The sequence below is a fragment of the Candidatus Methylomirabilota bacterium genome (genome assembly GCA_036001065.1).
Taxonomy (GTDB): Bacteria; Methylomirabilota; Methylomirabilia; order Rokubacteriales; family CSP1-6; genus MNEF01.
The window spans coordinates 1-16,703 of record DASYUQ010000114.1 but is presented as its reverse complement, the minus strand read 5'-3'; the positions used below and the strand labels follow the sequence as shown (position 1 = coordinate 16,703).

The 16,703-nt window shown below is 70.5% G+C and carries 15 protein-coding genes; 4 read left to right on the top strand and 11 right to left on the bottom strand.

The genetic code is table 11. The annotated features are described in order from the left end of the window. Positions 1–164: 164 nt before the first annotated feature. A complete protein-coding gene (locus VGV13_10290; GenBank protein ID HEV8641472.1) occupies positions 165–1,364 on the bottom strand; it encodes a cysteine desulfurase family protein in 1,200 nt (399 codons plus the stop codon). Then, positions 1,324–1,560 carry a sulfurtransferase TusA family protein gene (locus VGV13_10285; protein HEV8641471.1) on the bottom strand — a complete coding sequence of 79 codons (237 nt, stop codon included), beginning with the start codon at positions 1,558–1,560 and terminating at the stop codon, positions 1,324–1,326. The genes VGV13_10290 and VGV13_10285 overlap by 41 nt, the downstream gene beginning before the upstream one ends. A 115-nt stretch (positions 1,561–1,675) precedes the next feature. Between VGV13_10285 and VGV13_10280 the strand changes: the two genes are divergently transcribed. From VGV13_10280 to VGV13_10270, 3 genes are all read left to right on the top strand, one after another. Further along, complete coding sequence (locus VGV13_10280; GenBank protein ID HEV8641470.1) at positions 1,676–2,575, top strand: GGDEF domain-containing protein; 900 nt, start codon at positions 1,676–1,678, stop codon at positions 2,573–2,575. Between the two features lies 1 nt (position 2,576). Then, complete coding sequence (locus VGV13_10275; protein ID HEV8641469.1) at positions 2,577–3,632, top strand: HD domain-containing phosphohydrolase; 1,056 nt, start codon at positions 2,577–2,579, stop codon at positions 3,630–3,632. Between the two features lie 316 nt (positions 3,633–3,948). Next, positions 3,949–4,437: a hypothetical protein gene (locus VGV13_10270; GenBank protein HEV8641468.1), complete on the top strand. Its 489-nt coding sequence runs from the start codon at positions 3,949–3,951 to the stop codon at positions 4,435–4,437. A gap of 402 nt (positions 4,438–4,839) precedes the next feature. Here the strand turns inward: VGV13_10270 and VGV13_10265 are convergent, their stop codons facing one another. Both VGV13_10265 and VGV13_10260 read right to left on the bottom strand, forming a co-directional pair. Beyond that, entirely contained in the window at positions 4,840–5,574 is a 735-nt protein-coding gene (locus VGV13_10265; GenBank protein HEV8641467.1) for a sulfite exporter TauE/SafE family protein, read from the bottom strand. Between the two features lie 48 nt (positions 5,575–5,622). After that, complete coding sequence (locus tag VGV13_10260; GenBank protein HEV8641466.1) at positions 5,623–8,529, bottom strand: FAD-linked oxidase C-terminal domain-containing protein; 2,907 nt, start codon at positions 8,527–8,529, stop codon at positions 5,623–5,625. A gap of 18 nt (positions 8,530–8,547) precedes the next feature. Between VGV13_10260 and VGV13_10255 the strand changes: the two genes are divergently transcribed. Beyond that, on the top strand, positions 8,548–9,051 hold the full coding sequence (locus VGV13_10255) for a TlpA disulfide reductase family protein (GenBank protein HEV8641465.1): 504 nt from the start codon (positions 8,548–8,550) through the stop codon (positions 9,049–9,051). Here VGV13_10255 and VGV13_10250 read toward each other — a convergent pair. The 7 genes from VGV13_10250 to VGV13_10220 all read right to left on the bottom strand — a co-directional run bounded on the left by VGV13_10250 (position 9,048) and on the right by VGV13_10220 (position 16,584). Then, positions 9,048–10,352 carry a divalent metal cation transporter gene (locus tag VGV13_10250; GenBank protein ID HEV8641464.1) on the bottom strand — a complete coding sequence of 435 codons (1,305 nt, stop codon included), beginning with the start codon at positions 10,350–10,352 and terminating at the stop codon, positions 9,048–9,050. The genes VGV13_10255 and VGV13_10250 overlap by 4 nt on opposite strands. Positions 10,353–10,386: 34 nt before the next feature. Then, a complete protein-coding gene (locus VGV13_10245) occupies positions 10,387–11,364 on the bottom strand; it encodes an ROK family protein (protein ID HEV8641463.1) in 978 nt (325 codons plus the stop codon). 57 nt (positions 11,365–11,421) lie between these two features. Further along, on the bottom strand, positions 11,422–12,150 hold the full coding sequence (locus VGV13_10240; protein ID HEV8641462.1) for a ChbG/HpnK family deacetylase: 729 nt from the start codon (positions 12,148–12,150) through the stop codon (positions 11,422–11,424). An 11-nt stretch (positions 12,151–12,161) separates the two neighbouring features. Beyond that, the gene (locus tag VGV13_10235) at positions 12,162–12,857 is read right to left on the bottom strand and encodes a HemK2/MTQ2 family protein methyltransferase (protein ID HEV8641461.1); all 696 of its coding nucleotides are present in this window, start codon (positions 12,855–12,857) and stop codon (positions 12,162–12,164) included. Beyond that, positions 12,854–13,165, bottom strand: coding sequence for a hypothetical protein (locus VGV13_10230; GenBank protein ID HEV8641460.1), 312 nt, complete (start codon positions 13,163–13,165; stop codon positions 12,854–12,856). Before VGV13_10230 ends, VGV13_10235 begins: the two co-directional genes overlap by 4 nt. Before the next feature lie 329 nt (positions 13,166–13,494). Beyond that, entirely contained in the window at positions 13,495–13,977 is a 483-nt protein-coding gene (locus VGV13_10225) for a hypothetical protein (GenBank protein HEV8641459.1), read from the bottom strand. Between the two features lie 18 nt (positions 13,978–13,995). Then, complete coding sequence (locus VGV13_10220) at positions 13,996–16,584, bottom strand: DEAD/DEAH box helicase (protein HEV8641458.1); 2,589 nt, start codon at positions 16,582–16,584, stop codon at positions 13,996–13,998. Positions 16,585–16,703: the final 119 nt, after the last annotated feature.

The window sequence follows — 16,703 nt, the reverse complement described above, 5'->3', positions numbered from 1 at the left end:
CTCCGGATCACGAGCATCACGAGGCCCGAGGGAGGAGCCGACCGGAGCGTACGCGGTTGTACGTGAGGATCGGCGGGGGAGTGCGAAGCCGCAGCGCCGCCGCGGCGCGAGGCGAGCCTGCGTGAGCCCGAGAACGAAGTGAGGCGACGTGAGCCGGAGGCGCACTAGGGGGCCAGGCGACGGAGACGCTCGACGATGGCCGGCAGCACCTCGAGCGTGACGTCGATCTCGGGGGCGGTGGTCCACCGTCCCAGCGTGAAGCAAAGCGAGCCCTCCGCGGCCTGCAGGTCGCACCCGATGGCGCGCAGCACGTGCGACGGCTCGCCGGTTAGGGCGTTGCAGGCGGAGCCCGAGGAGGCCGCCACACCCCGCAGGTCGAGCTCGAGCAGGACGCTGTCGGCCTTCACCCCCGACACGACGACGCTGGCGTGATGCGGCAGACGGCGGTCGCCGACCGCGCCGGTGGCCCGCGCGCCCGGGATGCGCTCGAGCAACGCGGCGAGGAGCCGATCGCGGAGCTGGGCGAGCCGCGCGGACTCGGTGGCGCGTTCGACCCGCGCCAGCTCGGCGGCGACCCCCATGCCCACGATGGCGGGCAGGTTCTCGGTCCCCGATCGGTACCCGCGCTCCTGGCCACCGCCCAGGATGACCGGCGCCAGCTTCACCTCCGGACGCACCCAGAGCGCGCCGGCACCGGGCGGCCCGTAGAGGTCGTTCGAGGAGAGGGTCAGCAGGTCGATCGCGCATTCGTCCACCGAGAGAGCCATCCGGCCCGCGGCGTTTACGGCGTCGACGTGAAACGGGATGGACCGCGCGCGAGTGAGCCGCCCGATCTCGGCGACCGGCTGGAAGGTGCCGATCTCGCCGTTGGCGGCCATGATCGAGACCACGGCCGTGTCGCGGCGCAGCGCGCGCTCCACGGTGCCGGGGTCCACCCGTCCATCGGCGGCCACCCCCACGTAGGTCACGCTGTAGCCCAGCTTCTCGAGGTCACGGCAGGGATTGAGCACCGAGACGTGTTCGATGGCCGAGGTGACGACGTGGCGCCCTGACGCGCGCTGGGCCACGCCCTTGATCGCCAGGTTGTTGGCCTCGGTGGCGCTGGCGGTGAAGATCACGCCCACCGGCGTGCCCCCGAAGAGCCGCGCGAGCTTGGCGCGGGCGCCGTCGAGCGAGGCGCGGGCCTCGAGCCCCAGCGAGTGCAGCGCGGAGGGATTGCCCACGCCGCCCTCCAGGAACGGGCGCATCACGGCGACCACGCGCGGGTCCACGGGCGAGAACCCGGCATAGTCCAGGTAGACCCGGGTGCCCGCCGCGGCGCCGCTACTTGGTCTTTCGAACGAGGAAGCGAAAGACCGCGCCATCCCTCTCGATCGCCAGCAGCTCGTGGCCCGTCCGGGCCGTCCAGCTCTTCATGTCCGCCTCGGAGGCAGGATCGTCGGACAGCATCTCCAGAGACTGCCCGGCCGCCATCGGCTTCAGCGCTTCACGGACCTTCAGCACCGGCATCGGGCAAAAGAGGCCGATGCAGTCGATTTTCTTGTCGGGCGTGACGATCATCGTCCGGTGAAATTCTGACATTGACAGTGTGAGCCGGCAACAGAATAATCGTCTTTATATGCCGGGGAAGGCCGCGTCTGACGTAGGGTCGGCGGGGCAGCGGCTCAGACATCAGGTGTTGGTCGCGCTCACGCTTTCCTCGGTGCTGCCCGTCCTGGTCCTGGCTTATGTGTCGTACAGTTACGTGCTGCCGCATTTGGGCCTCCCCGATCTGGCCCGGTTCTTCGGCCTGCACGCCCTGCTGCTGTTCACTCTGCTCGCGATCATCGCCGGCGGCTACGTGATCTGGGACCTCGGGCGCAGCGTGGCCCGGATGGCGCAGATGCTGGCCGACGAGGGGCGGATCGGCGAGTTCGAGCACCGCAAGGACGACGTGGGCACGCTCATCCAGACGGTCGCCAAGATGCTGGAGACGATCGAGCAGCAGGCGGCGGAGATCAACAGCTTCGCCAGCCGGCTGGACGCCGCCTACCGGGAGCTGGAGTCCACCAACACCCGGCTGAAGGAGACCTCGTTCAAGGACGAGGTGACCGGGCTGTACAACCGCCGCTTCTTCTCGATCCGGCTCGAGGAGGAGATGCAACGCCATCGGCGCTTCAACCACCCGGTCTCGGTGGTCCTCATGGACCTCGACGGGTTCAAGGCGGTCAACGACGAGCTGGGCCACGCCGTCGGCGACGAGACGCTGCGGGAGGTCGCGCAGATCCTGGTCAAGCACTCGCGGGGCATCAACGTCGTGGCCCGTTACGGCGGCGACGAGTTCGTGGTGCTCCTGGTCGAGACCTCCCGCGCCGGCGCGCGACTCTACGCGGACCGCATCCGGCAGGTCGTCTCGACCTTTCCCTTCTCGCACGGCCGTTCCATCACCGCGAGCTTCGGGATCGCGAGCCTGCCCGACGACGAGGTGTCGACCTCCGAGGACCTGGTGCGGGTCGCCGACGAAGCCCTCTACACCGCCAAGCGGGCGGGCAAGAACCAGGTGGCAACGACGAACTCGCCGGAGAAAGTCACCTGACGTGGCCGCCAAACAGGTCCTGATCGTCGACGACGACACCCAGGTCCGCGAAGTCCTCCACCAGATCTTTCTGGCCGCCGGGTATCGGTGCCTGCTGGCCGCCGACGGCGCCGCCGGCCTCGCCATCTTCCGCGCCTCCCACCCGCCGCTCACGGTCACGGATCTCAAGATGCCCGGCCTCGACGGCGTCGCCGTGCTGGGCGCGATCCGCGAGATGGATCCGGACGCCGCGGTCATGGTGCTCACCGGCGCCCCCGACGTGAAGACCGCCATCGACAGCCTGAAGCTCGGCGCCTACGACTTCATCATGAAGCCCGTCAACGTGGACGAGCTGCTCATCGCGGCCGAGCGCGCCCTGGAACGGCGGCAGCTCCTCATCGAGCGGCGGCAGTACCAGAAGCTGCTCGAGCGGCGGGTGGACGAGGCGACTCGGAATCTACAATCGGCGTACCGCCAGCTCCAGGACACCTACCGGGCCACGCTGGAGACCCTGGGCGCCGCCCTGGACTCTCGCGATGTCGGCACCGAGGCCCACTCGCGGCGCGTGCACGGGTACGCGGTCGCCACGGCCCGCGAGCACGGCATGCCCGAGCACGACCTGACCGACCTCGCCCACGGCGTCCTCCTGCACGACATTGGCAAGATCGGGATCCCCGACAGCATCCTGCTCAAGCCGGGGCCCCTCACCCGCGAGGAGTGGGTGATCATGCGGCGTCATCCGGAGATCGGCAAGCGGCTCATCGAGAAGATCCCCTTCCTGCGGGGCGCGCTGCCGATCGTCTACTGCCACCACGAGCGCTGGGACGGCAGCGGTTACCCGCAGGGACTTCAGGAGGAAGAGATTCCCCTGGGCGCCCGCATCTTCTCCGTCGTCGACGCTTTCGACGCGATGACCTTCGACCGGCCCTATTCCAAGGCGATCCCGTTCGAGGCCGCCCTGGTCGAGATCAAGCGCTGCGCCGGCACGCACTTCGACCCCGCCGTGGTGGAGTCGTTCCTGCGCATGCCGGTCTCCGTGCTCGAGGAGATCCGCCGCAAGAGCACCGGCATCGAGTAGTCGCCGATCTTCACCTGGAAATCGCCGGCGATCAGGCCTTCGGTGCCGGTCTTGACAGCCTGCGCCAGCGTCGCGTCGGGGGCCAGCGCGAAGGTGGCGCCCCCTACCCGGAGCAGGTCACGCCGTGTCAGTCCTTGCCGCGTGTCATTGGACATCGCCTGCTCCTCCCGCCGGGCATCCTACCACCCGGCCGACCCTCCCCCCGGACCCCCGAAACGGGGAAGATTTTCCAACACCGGCCGGAGCGCGCGCCGTATGATGCTGGCGTTCAATTGGTCCCTGTCCGAGACTGGCCTTCGTCGCAGGGGGAGGCGGGATGGATCTCCTGGAGGCCAAAAGCCGGATTGCCGCGGCGCTGGTCGAGTCGATCTTCCGGCGGGCCCGCTACGAGGTCGAGCCGTACCGCTGCCAGCAGACGCCGCTGCGGTTCGGGCGGGAGGATTTCTCCCCCGACTTTCGCGCCGCCTTCAGCGGTGAGAACGGGAGCGGCCCCGAGCTGCTGGTCGAGGTGAAGTACCGCCCGTCCATCGACCAGTTCCTCTCCGTCGAGAATCAGCGGGGCCAGCGCTCGCTCTTCCTGCTCGCCCGCCGCCAGTGGCCGTCCCTCTACTTCGTCCTCGTCACCGACCGCCCCGAGCCCGGCCGCTCGTGCTTCCAGGCAATTTCGTTCGGCGACCTCAAGCCCGGCGAGCCGTTCCGCACCGTCGACCTCGACCAGTTCAAGGATCTCCGGATCTTCCGAAACAACGTCGAGGACCACGAGGAGCTGGTCCGGCGCATCTTCGGTCTGCTCGCCGGCGCCTAGCCCCGATCCGAAATTCTTTTGGCGAGGAATGTGCGGAAACGCGGCGTCGGTAGCGGCCGTGGCCAGCGTGGGTACGTGCGCACCCACGTCTTCCTATAGAGGCGCTGGCTGCGGTCGAACCATCTCCTGAACACCGCCCATGTTCGCGGCCATGTGCCGCTTTCACCTGCGAGCTTATTTCGGATCGGGGCTAGTTCGGTCGGAGGGGGCCTCGGCGGCCCCCTCCCAAACCTCGCCCGGGGAAGAATTGCGCGGGCGAAGCCCGCGCGCGAACGGTGTTACTCCGACACACACCCAGCGCCGGGGCCGGGCCGCGCTAGTGCCGTTCCAACTTGTTGATACTAAATCTGTCCACGAACGACGTACACGGTGCCTTCCTAGGCGCGAATAGTTGGAACGGCACTAGAGGATCGCCCGCCCGGTCAGCCAGAGTCCCAGGCCGGCCAGGAAGATCAAGACCGCGCGGTTGAACGTCGCTTGCTCCAGGCGGTCCTGCACCCCGAGGCCGAGCGCGAAGGCCGCCAGGCCCACGAGCGTCAGGGCCAGGGAGACGCCCAGCAGCGGCCACGTCAGCAGGCCGTAATAGGCCACGGCGCCGAGCTGTACGAGCTTGTAGACGATGAACGAGAAGGCCACCGAGCGGACGAACTCGTGCTTGTCCATGCCGAGCGCGTAGAAGTAGATGACCAGCGGCGTACCGGGCACATTGGTGACGCCGCCGATGATCCCCGCCAGCAGCCCCGTCGGCGGCGACAGCCAGGGCTCCCAGCCCGCGGGGACGCGCAGCGCGACCCGCATCACGTTGAGCGCGACGAAGAGCAGGATGAAGCAACCGAGGACGAGCATCACCGTCCGGGACGATAGGGTCACGAGCAGGCGGGTGCCCAGCACCGTCCCCGCCGCCCCGAAGACCAGCAGGAGGGCGAGCCGCCTGACGGTGGCCAGCGGCGCCCCGCGCCGCACGAACTGGACCCCGTCCATCACGATGTTGGGCAGGATCAGGACCACCACCGCCGTCTTCACGTCGGTGAAGAGGGTGAGCAGCGGGGTGGCCAGGGTCGGGAACCCGAACCCGATCGCTCCCTTGATGAACGCGGAGACCAGAACCGCGCCGGCGGCGAAGAGCGTCACGAGCACGGGGCGATAGTCACCCGGTTCGGGCGCGGGTGCCGGCCCCGGGCCGCCTCAGCCGACCAGCGCCTCGCGCAGCACCTCGGCCGGGTGTTTCGCCCGCCGGCCAGCCAGATGGGCGATCTGCTGGCGGCAGGACATCCCGGGGGCGACGATCTCGGTGTCGGCCGAGGCCGCCGTGACGGCGGGGGCCAGGCGGCGGTTGCCGAGCGATATAGAAATCTCGTAGTGCTCGCGCTCGAAGCCGAACGATCCGGCCATCCCGCAACAGCCGGAATCGACCTCGCTCACCTCGAAGCCCGCCCACCGGAGCGCTGCCACCGTGGGCGCGGTGCCGACGAGCGCCTTCTGATGGCAGTGGCCATGGAGCAGCGCCTTCCGGCCGGGGGCGCGGAAGTCGAGCCGGAGGCCGCGCTGGCGCTCGCGGAGCAGGAACTCCTCGAGCAGGAAGCTCTGGCGGGCCACCGCGCGCGCCTCGTCGGTCCGCAGCAGATCGACCGACTCGTCCCGCAGCGTGAGGAGGCACGAGGGCTCCAGCCCCACCACGGCGGCGCCGCGCGCCACCTCGGGCGCCAGCCGGGCCACGTTCCAGGCCGCGTGCTCGCGCGCCCGGTCCAGCAGCCCCTTGGAGATGAGGGGCCGCCCGCAGCACTTCCGGTCGACCAGGAGCACCCGATAGCCGGCCGCCTCCAGGAGCTCCACGGCGGCGCGGCCGATCTCGGGGACGTTGTAGGTCACGAACGTGTCGTGGAAGAGCACGACGTCGCCGCGCGGCGCCCGGGCGGGCGCGCGATGGCGGGCGAACCAGGCGGTGAACGTCTCCGGCGCCAGCGTCGGCAGCGGGCGGCGGCGATCGATGCCCGCCAGCTTCTCCAGCAGGAAGCGACCGGGCGCGAGACTCGAGGCCCAGTTGACGAGGGCCGGCAGCCTGGCCCCCAGCGCGTTCAGGCGGGCGATGTGACCGAAGAGCCGGTTGCGCAGGGGCAGACCGTGGGCGCGGTGGTAGTGGTAGAGGAACTCGTACTTGAGCTTGGCCATGTCCACGTTGGACGGGCACTCGGCCTTGCAGCCCTTGCACTCCAGGCAGAGATCCATGATCTCGTGGAGCCGCTGGCCCGTGAACTCCGCCGGCGGCAGGTGCCCGGAGAGCACGGCGCGCAGGGCGTTGGCGCGGCCGCGCGTCGAGTGCTCCTCGTCCCTGGTGGCCATGTAGGAGGGGCACATCGTGCCCTCCAGCGTCTTGCGGCAGACGCCCACGCCGTTGCACATCTCCACGGCCGCCGCCAAGCCCCCCTGCGCCGAGAAATCGAGCAGCGTCGCCGGCTCCCGCGTCGCGTACTGCGGCCCGTAGCGGAGGTGCTCGGTGATCCCGGGCGAGGCCACGATGTTGCCGGGGTTCATGCGGTTGTCGGGATCGAAGGCGGCCTTGACCTCCCGGAAGGCCTGCATGATCCGGGGGCCATACATGCGCGCGAGGAAGGAGCTGCGGGCCCGCCCGTCGCCGTGCTCGCTGGAGATGGTGCCGCCGAACTCGAGGACGAGGGCGGTGATCTCGTCGGCGATCGCCCGCACCTGCTCCAGCCCCCGCGCCGTCTTGAGGTTGATGACGGGGCGGATGTGCAGACACCCCACTGAGCAGTGGCCGTAGTAGGCGCCGTCGGTGTCGTACTTGGCGAAGATCTCCCGGAAGCGCGGGACGAACTCGGGCAGGTGCTTGGGATCGACGGCGGTGTCCTCGACGAAGGCGATGGGCTTCCGGTCGCCCTTCATGCCCAGCAGCAGCCCCAGCCCCGCCTTCCTGAGCTTCCAGATCGACCCCTGCTCGGCGGGATCGTAGGCGACGTGCGAGGCGTAGCCCATGCGCTCGCGCTGGCGCCGCGCCTCCAGTGCCTCGACCTGGGCCCGCACCTCGCCCTCGGTCTCCCCGGCGTACTCCACGATGAGGATGGCCGCCGGATCGCCCTGGACGAAGCCCATGCGCTGGGACTGCTCGAGGTTGCCCCAGGCCAGGTCGAGGATCATCTTGTCGGTCAACTCGACGGCGTAGGGGCCGGTTTCCAGGATCGACTGCGAGGACTCGAGCGCCTCCTGGAGATCGCGGTAGTGGATGACGTCGAGCGCGGTGGCCTGCGGGCGCCGCACCAGGCGCATCTTGGCCTCGAGCACGGTGACCAGCGTACCCTCCGAGCCGACGATCAGCCGCGCCATGCTCAGGGGACGCTGGGCGCCGTTTCCCCCGCCGGCGTAGGAGCCGGGCTTCACGGACGCTCCGACCAACTCGTTGAGGTTGTAGCCGGCGACCCGGCGCCAGTAGGCGGGATAGCGGGCCCGGATCTCGTCGGCGTAGGTCTCCCTGATCCGCGCGACCTCGCGGTAGATCTGCCCCTCGAGGCCGGGCCGCCCGCCCCGGCGGCGAAGCTCCTCGGGCGTGACGTCTCCGAAGACGACCCGGGTGCCGTCGGCCAGGAGCGCCGTCACCTCGAGGACGTGATCCACCGTCAGCCCGTAGGCGATCGAGTGCGAGCCCCCCGAGTTGTTGCCGATCATCCCGCCCAGCGTCGCCCGGTTCGAGGTGGACGTGTCGGGTCCGAAGAGGAGCCCCAGCGGGCGGACGTGATGGTTCAGCTCCTCCTGGACCAGGCCCGGCTCCACGCGCGCCCACAGTTCCTCCGCGTTCACCTCCACCACCCGGTTCAGGTGCGGCGAGAAGTCGAGGACCAGGGCGTGGTTGACCGTCTGCCCCGTGAGCGACGTGCCCCCGCCGCGCGGCAGGAGGGCGACGCCGTTCTTCTTCGCGACGTCGATCGTCGCCTGCACGTCGCCGCGATCGCGCGGAATCACCACGCCGATCGGCTCGACCTGGTACATCGACGCGTCCGTGGAGTAGAGGAGACGGGACGCCGGGTCGAAGCGGACATCGCCCGCGACGACCTTGCGAAGTTCGTGCTCCAGGTCGTTCACCGGGCTTATTATACGCGCGTGCGCGGCGTACTCCCGGCTGCCCTGGCGGGTCTCCTCGCGCTCGTCTCCACCGCCGCCAACGGCGCGCCGGCGGCGCCCGGCTTCCGGGTGAAGCTGCTCGACTCCGCGCGCACAATCGACTCGCGCGACCTGCTGGGCAAGAAGGTCCTCGTCCTGCGCTTCCAGGCTTCCTACTGCAAGCCCTGCGCGAGGGAGTCGGCCGCCTTCGGGCGCCTGGTCCAGCGCTACCGTCGGCGCGGCGTCGAGTTCCTGGCGCTGCACGTCCAGGACACCGTCGCCGACACCCGTCGCTTCGTGCGCGCCCAGAAGGTCACGTACCCGGTGGCCCTCGATCTCAGGCTCACGATCGGTAACCAGTTCGGCTTCAAGGGCACGCCCTACACCGTCGTCGTGGACCTCAAGGGGGAGATGGTGGCGGGCATCCACGGCCTCTCGGCCGTCACCCGCCTGCCCCGTATCCTCGACGCGGCGCTGCCCGAGGACGGCTCGGAGCCCGGCTAACCGCCGCCGCTGGCGAGCCACGTCACCAGGAAGGCGATCGCGCCCAGCGTCATGACCGCCGCTGCGGCCCACCCGAAGACGTTCAGCCAGAAGGGGTTGGTGTGCTCGCCCATGATGGTGCGGTTGTTACCGACGAGCATGACCAGGACCAGCAGTGGCGGCGCCAGCAGCCCGTTGAGGAGGGCCGAGAGGAACAGCATGCGCACCGGATTCGTCTGGAACACGTCCAGCAGCATGCCGGCGACGATCGCGCCCGCCAGCACCAGATAGAAGCGTCGGGCCCGCCGCGGAGGCAGATCGAGGCCCGAGCGCCAGCCAAAGAGCTCCGCAATCGCATACGACGCCGAGCCGGCGAGCACGGGCACGGCGAGGAGCCCCGTGCCGACGAGACCGAGGGCATAGAGCAGATAGGCGGCGTCGCCCGCCAGCGGCCGCAGTGCTTCAGCCGCCTGCCGGCTCGATTCGATCTCGCGGAGCCCCGCGCGATGCAGTGTCGATGCCGTGGCCAGCATGATGAAGTACATGGCGACGTTCGAGAAGAGCATCCCGGTCGTCACGTCGAGGCGGGCGTCGCGAAGCTCGTGCTCGGTGGCGCCGCGGCGCTGCGCGAGCGTCCGGCGCCCCTGGGCCCGCTCCTCCTCCACCTCCTGGGAGGCCTGCCAGAAGAAGAGATAGGGAGAGATGGTCGTGCCCAGGATGCCCACCAGCGTCGTCACCGACGCGCTGTCGAAGCTCATCCGGGGAACGACGGTCGCCAGCAGCGCGGACGTCCAGTCGGGATGGGCGAGGAAGGCCGCCGCGACGTAGGCGAACAGCGCCGCCGTGAGCCACTTGAGATAGCGGGCGAAGGTCGTGTAGCTCGTCCAGACGGTGATCCCGAGCATCGACAGGCCGAAGACGGGGACGAAGAGGAGCGCAGGGATTCCCGTCAGCACCTCCGCGGCGTCGGCCATGCCCCCCAGGTCGGCGCTGATGTTGAACACGTTCGCCACGAGCAGCAGGATGCAGGCCATATAGAGAAACGAGCGCGGGTAGTGATGGCGGAGCGCGCCGGCGAGTCCCTGGCCGGAGACGAGCCCGATGCGGGCGCAGATGAGCTGGATCGCCGCCATCAAGGGGAATGTCGCGATCGCCGTCCACAGCATGGCGTGGCCGAGCGACGCGCCGGCCACCGAGTACGTCGTGATGCCGCTGGGGTCGTCGTCGGAGGCGCCGGTGACGAGGCCGGGGCCGAGCAGCTTGAAGTACCGGACGATCGGGTTGTGGCTGTGCCGCCCCTCCTCGGGGGGCGCCGTCGCCATCAGGACTTCAGTAGGCCCTGGAACGTGATCGCTCTCATGGCCCCTGCCCTCCCATCTCGTACAGCACCAGCGCGGCGGCGCCGCGCATGGTGACGCGCTTGTCCCCCGGAACGATGCGCACGCGCGTCTGGGCGAGCGCCCGCTTGAACGCGTGCTCGGCGGCGGCGGCCAGCACCTTCTTCTCGAGCGGCGCGTAGGCGGCGGCCACGCCGCCCGTGATCACGATGACCTCGGGGTTGAGCCCGTTCACGATCACGCCGATCATGGCGCCCAGCGCCCGGCACGCCTCGTCCACCACCTCGGTCGCGATCGGGTCCCGAGCTTCCGCCGCCTGGAAGACCAGCGGCGCCGTGATTGCCCGCGGATCACCTCCCACCAGCCTGAGCAGCCCGGCCCCCCGCGCGGTTGCCGCGCGCTCGCGCGCCGCCTGGGCGATCCCGCGGCCGCTCGCGTAGACGGCCAGGCAGCCGCGCCCCCCGCACCAGCACGGGAGGCCGTCGAACTTCACCGGCGCGTGGCCCAACTCTCCGCCGAACCAGTGCGCGCCCCGCACCAGCCGGCCGCCCAGGACGATGCCGCCCCCGAATCCGGTACCGGCGGCGAGCACGACCATCGAGAGCGCGCCCCGACCGAGCCCGAACGTCAGCTCGGCCAGCGCCAGCGCGTTCGCATCGTTGTCCACGAAGACCGGCAGCCCGAAGCGCTGGCCGAGAATCGCCGCCAGCGGCTGACCCGCCAGGTCGGGCACGTTCGGCACTTCGTCCCCGATCCGCCCGGCCGTGGCGTCGACGACGCCGGGCACCCCGACGCCGATGCCCACGATGGCGAGCCCCTTGTCCCCGGCGCGCCGGCGAACGGCCTCGGTCAGCTCCACGATCGTCTGGCAGGCGGTCCCCGGCCCCGCCCGGTGCGTGGGCGCACGCTCCTCGATCAAGACCTCGCCGTCGGTTGCCACCACGCCGGCCGCGGTCGTCGTGCCGCCCACGTCCACGCCGAGCAGCGCCCTGGTCATGGTCCTGAGGGTGTCGATCGTCGAGAACGGCAGGAAGCGACGTTCATCGGCGTTGCCCTAGAGCTGACCGAAGTGACAGAGCGTGATGCCCAGGGCGTGGGCCGCCGCGCGCGCCGCCGGCGTCCCCAGTCCGATCAGCTCGATCTCACGCTGGCGGCCGTAGCGGCTCCCGGCCAGCGCCTCGTCGAATCGCCCCGGATGCGTCATGAACTCCGACACGCCAGGCGGCAGCGCGCCCAGGTGGCGCAGAGTCCGGGCCATGGTCCAGTAGGCGTCGGGCCCGGACTCGCCGAAGAAGTGGTCGGGCGTGCGAAGCCCGGCGCTGCGGACGCGGGCGCGCACGGACGCGTTCTCGCTCCTCAGTCGGGCGCCGAGCCGCCGCGCGGCCGCCAGCACCGTCTCGGCCACGGGCGAATAGAAGCCGACGTGGTGGTGCGTGTCGAGGTGGGTGGGCGGGCGCTTCGTCAGCGCGAGGAACTTCTCGATCTGGGCCTCGATCTCCCGCTCGACGTCCTGGGCGCCGGCCTGCGCCGCCGCCCGCCGCGGGTCGCGGATGAAGCGGCCGTCGGCGTCCACCAGCGATCGCGCCCGCGTCAGCGGACGCCCGAGCGTGAGATTGACGTGGAGCCCCATGCCCATGCCGGACGCGCAGGCGGCGGCCAGCAGCGCGCGGTCGAGCTCACCGGTCACCAGCACCGTCGTGCTCGTCACGATACCGTGGAGATGGGCTTCCAGGATGCCGGCGCTCACGCCCCGGGTCACCCCGAAGTCGTCGGCGTTGACGATCAGCCGCCGGGTCAGGCCAGTGATCCCTGGACGAGGAGGCGCTCGACGGTCGCCGGCACGCCCGCCGGGGGCAGCGCCCCCTCACCGTCGAGGCCGCGGATGTGATCGAGCCGCTCGTAGCCGATCCGGGGAAACGCCTGGACCTCGCTGGCCAGCAGCGAGGGCGTGAAGCCCTGGCGCTCGAGCTTCCCAAAGGCCGTCTTGCGCCCGAGGAAGGCGAAGATCGAAAACACCAGACGCCCCCGCGGAACCAGATGGTCGCCCGCGCTCTCGATCACGCGGTCCAGGATCTCCCAGCCGTCGACGCCCCCGTTGTCGGCGGCGGCCGTGGGGTCGTCGCGCTCGCGCCCCGGCGGCGTCGGCATCTGCGGCGGGTTGGTGCAGATCAGATCGAAGCGCTCGCCCGCGACCGGAGCGTAGCAGTCACCCCGCCGGGCGTCGACGGTGACGCCGTTGAGGAGCGCGTTCACCCGGATCGTTTCCACCGCCTCCTCCACCACGTCGGTGGCGACCACCCGGACGCCCGTCTTCGCCGCCAGCACCGCGGCCAGCCCGAGGCCGGCGCCGATCTCCAGCATCCGCTCGCCCGCCCGCACGGGCAGGTGGCGGCAGAAGAAGAGCGAGCCGGCCTTAGGCGGCTGGACGCGGTCGGTCACGCGGAAGAGGCAACCGCGCCAGGCGAAGAGCAGGACGCCGTCGTCGGTCACTTCCCCAGCACCTTGCGGAAGTAGAGGCGCAGCGCCTCCTTGAGCTGGGCGCGGGCGCCGGCCGACGTCTTGGCGTCCTCGAGCTGCTCGAGATCGAGCTGGAGCGGCACGCCCTCTTTCTTGACGCCGTCCAACTCGGCGGTGAGCCCGCACCGCTCGTCGGACTCGGTGAAGACCAGCTTGGCCGCCTTGAAGCCGCCGTCCTCGCGGGCGAGCTGCTCGACTGTCTCCACGATCACGCGCTTGATGTCCTCCTGCTCCCCGCCGGGGACGGTGGAGAAAGCCGCCGTCAGCCTAATGTCCGCCATCGGTCCACACCTTGAGGATGTCCGCGTGCGTCTTCGCCGCGTTGGCGCGAATGGCGAAGCTGATGGCCTCCCGCACCTCGTCCTCCGTCGCTCCCGCTGCCCTGGCGCCTGCCAGGTCGCGCTTCGCTCAGTGGGTGTTGCCCACCGCCAGATTGGCGGCCAGGTAGCAGAGCGACGCCGTCTTGGGATCGAGCGCGCCCTTCTTGTATTTCCAGCTCGCGATGACCTTCTCTTCGAGTACCGCCATGCCGTTCGTCCTCCTTGTCAGTTACTCTCCGGCCTCGCCGAGCCCTTGCCGCCCCCCAACCGATCCCCGCGCCCGCCGGTGATCAGCGCGGCAGGTACTGGGTGATGTCGACGAGCCGGGAGTCCGCGAAGTACAGGTGCCAGCCGAGGGGATAGACCCAGGCCTCCTTCGCTTGCCCCTTGACGGCCGGCCAGTACTTCCGCGCCAGCTTCTCCATCTCGGCGGGATCCGTGGTGACGGCCTCGGGCGAGCCGAGCAGGATGACGACCTGCTCCTTGGTCATCCCGACCGACGCCCGGCGGAAGAAGCGGAACGTCGAAACATCCAGGCTGTTGGCCGCCTCGGGATGCGCGCGCAGATACCGGCCGATCTGGTCGTCGATCTGATCCTCCCAGTGGCGGCGCTCGTCGAAGTTCGGCTCGCGTCCGTTGGTGAGCAGCACCCGGTACATCCAGAACTCCTGGGCGGTGGGCCCCTGGGTGGTGCGCTGCTCCAGGGGGCGGAGGGCCGCGCACGCGGCGAGCACAAGGGTGACGCTGACGAGCGCGAGACCCCGGAACGTCACGGCCCCCAGCATAGCAGATCAGATCAGCGCGGACTCCAGCACGATGCCACGATCGATCACGCGGGCGGCCTGGACGAGCAGCCGGGCCGCGGGCGGAGAGACCTCGGCGCTCTCGCCGAGCTGGCGGAGCAGATCGAGCAGCCGCCGCATGGCGCGGATCAGGTCTCCCTCGTGGCCGCCGAACGCCTCCTGGACGATCCCCGGCCAGTCGTCGTCGCCGGACGCCCAGCGGAACACCGCCGGCATGAAGCCCGGGTGCACCGCCACGGGCATCCCCAGGTGGCGCTGCCGCTGGGCCTCGGCGACGGCCTCGGCGACCGCCGCCACCTGATCGAGCTTGCGGCGGAGCTTGGGCCGCGACTTGAGAAAGGCCCGCGCGATGAGGGGCTCGCCGGAGCGCGCCTCCTCGGTCAACGCCGAGCACACCGCCGCCGCCTCGGCCAGCGTCAGGTCGGAGAGGATGCCCCGGGTGGCGAACTCGGAGACGAGCAGCTCGTTATCGTGGCGGAGCCCGGCGATGAGCCGCCCCTTCGGCTCGAGCCGCCCTTGTCGCACGGCGCCGAACTGCTCGAGCACCTCGACCACTCTCAAGAATTCCTGCCAGTAGGCGCCGCGGTAAGCCTCCAGGGCCTGGCGGCGCTGCTCGACTCGTTCCCCCAGCCGCTCGACCTCGCGCCAGGCCTGATCGCAGCGGGTCGTCGAGCCCCAGGGGCAGCGATGGCATTCGACGCTGGCCAGCGCGGTCTCGGGCCGGTGCGCGCGCTCCCGCTCGATCAGTTCGCGGACGTCGAGCGCCGAGAGCTCCTGGGCGAGGTAGCCGAGCTGGCGGTGATCGCGTCCGCGGTCGCGCGGGACGGCCAGCGGCGGCGTCGACCAGAAGATCTGCTTCATGGCGCCCGCCTTCAGGCGGACGACGGCGCCGTGCGGGAGCAGGGCGTCCACCAGCACGCGGTGACCGCGGATGGAGTGGATGCCGAGCACGAGCGCGAGGCTGGGGGCACCGCGACGCCGCACCAGGGCCAGGCGACCCGGCTCGGCCTCGATCAGGCCGCGCTCGCCCCGGCGGGTGCCCCGACCCTCCGCCCGCCGGCGCAGGTCGGCCTCCTGGCGGAGGCGGCGGTAGCGTCCGATGCGGGCGAAGTCGCCACAGGGCGCGGCGAAGCCCCGCGCCTCGGCCAGGGCGGCCTCGAGCCGTCGCAGATCGGTCTCCAGCTCGCGGATGCGCTTGAGGTTCTGGTACTGGCCGAACGAAGCCTCGATGCGGCGGCGCAACACTGCCGGCTCGGCGCCGGTCCCGATCAGCAGGGCCACCGAGCCGTAGCCGAGCTTGAACCGGCTCTCGATGGGCTCGGGCGAGCCGTCCACGACGCGCAGGACGTCCTCCACGCCGTCGCGCGCGTCGAGGGCGATGACGCACTGGCCCTCGGCGTCGATGCCACGCCGGCCCGCCCGCCCGGCCATCTGCGTCAGCTCGTTGTGCGAGAGCGAGCGGAAGCCGCGCTCGGTTCGCTTGGTGAGGCTCTGCAGCACCACCGCCCGGGCGGGCATGTGGATGCCGAGGCTCATCGTCTCGGTGGCGAAGACGACGCGGCAGAGCCCGCGCTCGAAGAGGCGCTCGATGAGCCGCTTGAGGCTCGGCAGGATCCCGGCGTGATGGACGGCCACGCCGAGCCGGAGCGCCCGCAGCACCTGCTGGCTCAGCTCTGACTCGCCGATGGCCGGGCTTTCCCCCAGCGCCTCGTCGAGAGCGGCCGTCACCTGACGCTGCTGCTCACGGGACAGGAGGCCCCGCCCCTCGGTGAGCACGTCCTCCATGGCCCGCTCGCAGCCCACCCGGCTGAAGATGAAGTAGATCGCCGGCAGCCACCCCCGCGCCTCCAGTGCCTCGATCAGCACGGTGGGATCGACGACCCGCCGGGTGTACCAGCGCCCGCGCTCGTCCTGGGCCCGTCGCTCGTCCCCCACCACGCGCGCCCGGCCCGTCCGCACCTTGTCGAGCTCGTGGATCTCTCCGGCGAGATCGGCCAGCGCGTACGACAGCGGCACCGGGCGGTGCGGATGGTAGATGGGCACGATGGGCCGGTGCACGATGGAGATCCAGTCGGCGATCTCCTTGATGTTGGCCACGGTCGCCGAGAGCGCGACGAGGGGAACGTCCTTGGGCGCGTTGACGATGATCTCCTCCCAGACGGTGCCGCGCCCTTCGTCGCCCATGTAATGGCACTCGTCGAGCACGACCCAGCCGAGGTCGCTGAGCCCCCCGGCGTAGAACATGTTGCGGAGGATCTCGGTGGTCATGACCAGCACCCGGCCCTGCGGGTTGACCTTCACGTCGCCGGTCAGGATGCCCACCACGTCCTCGCCCAAGGCGCGCGTGAAGTCGGCGAACTTTTGGTTCGAGAGCGCCTTGAGCGGCGTCGTGTAGGCGATGCGCTTGCCCGCCTCCAGCGCCAGCTGGATGGCGAACTCGGCGACGAGGGTCTTGCCGGCGCCGGTCGGCGCCGAGACGATCACCGACGAGCCGCCGGCGATGGCCTGGCAGGCCTCGACCTGGAAGTCGTCGAGGGGAAACGGGTACCGCGCGCGGAAGCGCTCGAGCAGTTCCATCTCGGTTCACATTATCATGGATGCAATGACGCGCCCGAGGAGGGACGGCCGTGATCGTCTTTCACGTCGGCATCACCTGCGCGGACGACTATCTGACCCGGCGCGAGCCGCACCGCCGC

Bases quoted from the DNA above. Each gene is read 5' to 3' on its own strand.
- VGV13_10220 (HEV8641458.1), bottom strand. From the start codon at position 16,584: ATGGAACTGCTCGAGCGCTTCCGCGCGCGGTACCCGTTTCCCCTCGAC.
- VGV13_10290 (HEV8641472.1), bottom strand. From the start codon at position 1,364: ATGGCGCGGTCTTTCGCTTCCTCGTTCGAAAGACCAAGTAGCGGCGCC.
- VGV13_10230 (HEV8641460.1), bottom strand. From the start codon at position 13,165: ATGGCGGACATTAGGCTGACGGCGGCTTTCTCCACCGTCCCCGGCGGG.
- VGV13_10270 (HEV8641468.1), top strand. From the start codon at position 3,949: ATGGATCTCCTGGAGGCCAAAAGCCGGATTGCCGCGGCGCTGGTCGAG.
- VGV13_10250 (HEV8641464.1), bottom strand. From the start codon at position 10,352: ATGGCGACGGCGCCCCCCGAGGAGGGGCGGCACAGCCACAACCCGATC.
- VGV13_10285 (HEV8641471.1), bottom strand. From the start codon at position 1,560: ATGATCGTCACGCCCGACAAGAAAATCGACTGCATCGGCCTCTTTTGC.
- VGV13_10245 (HEV8641463.1), bottom strand. From the start codon at position 11,364: ATGACCAGGGCGCTGCTCGGCGTGGACGTGGGCGGCACGACGACCGCG.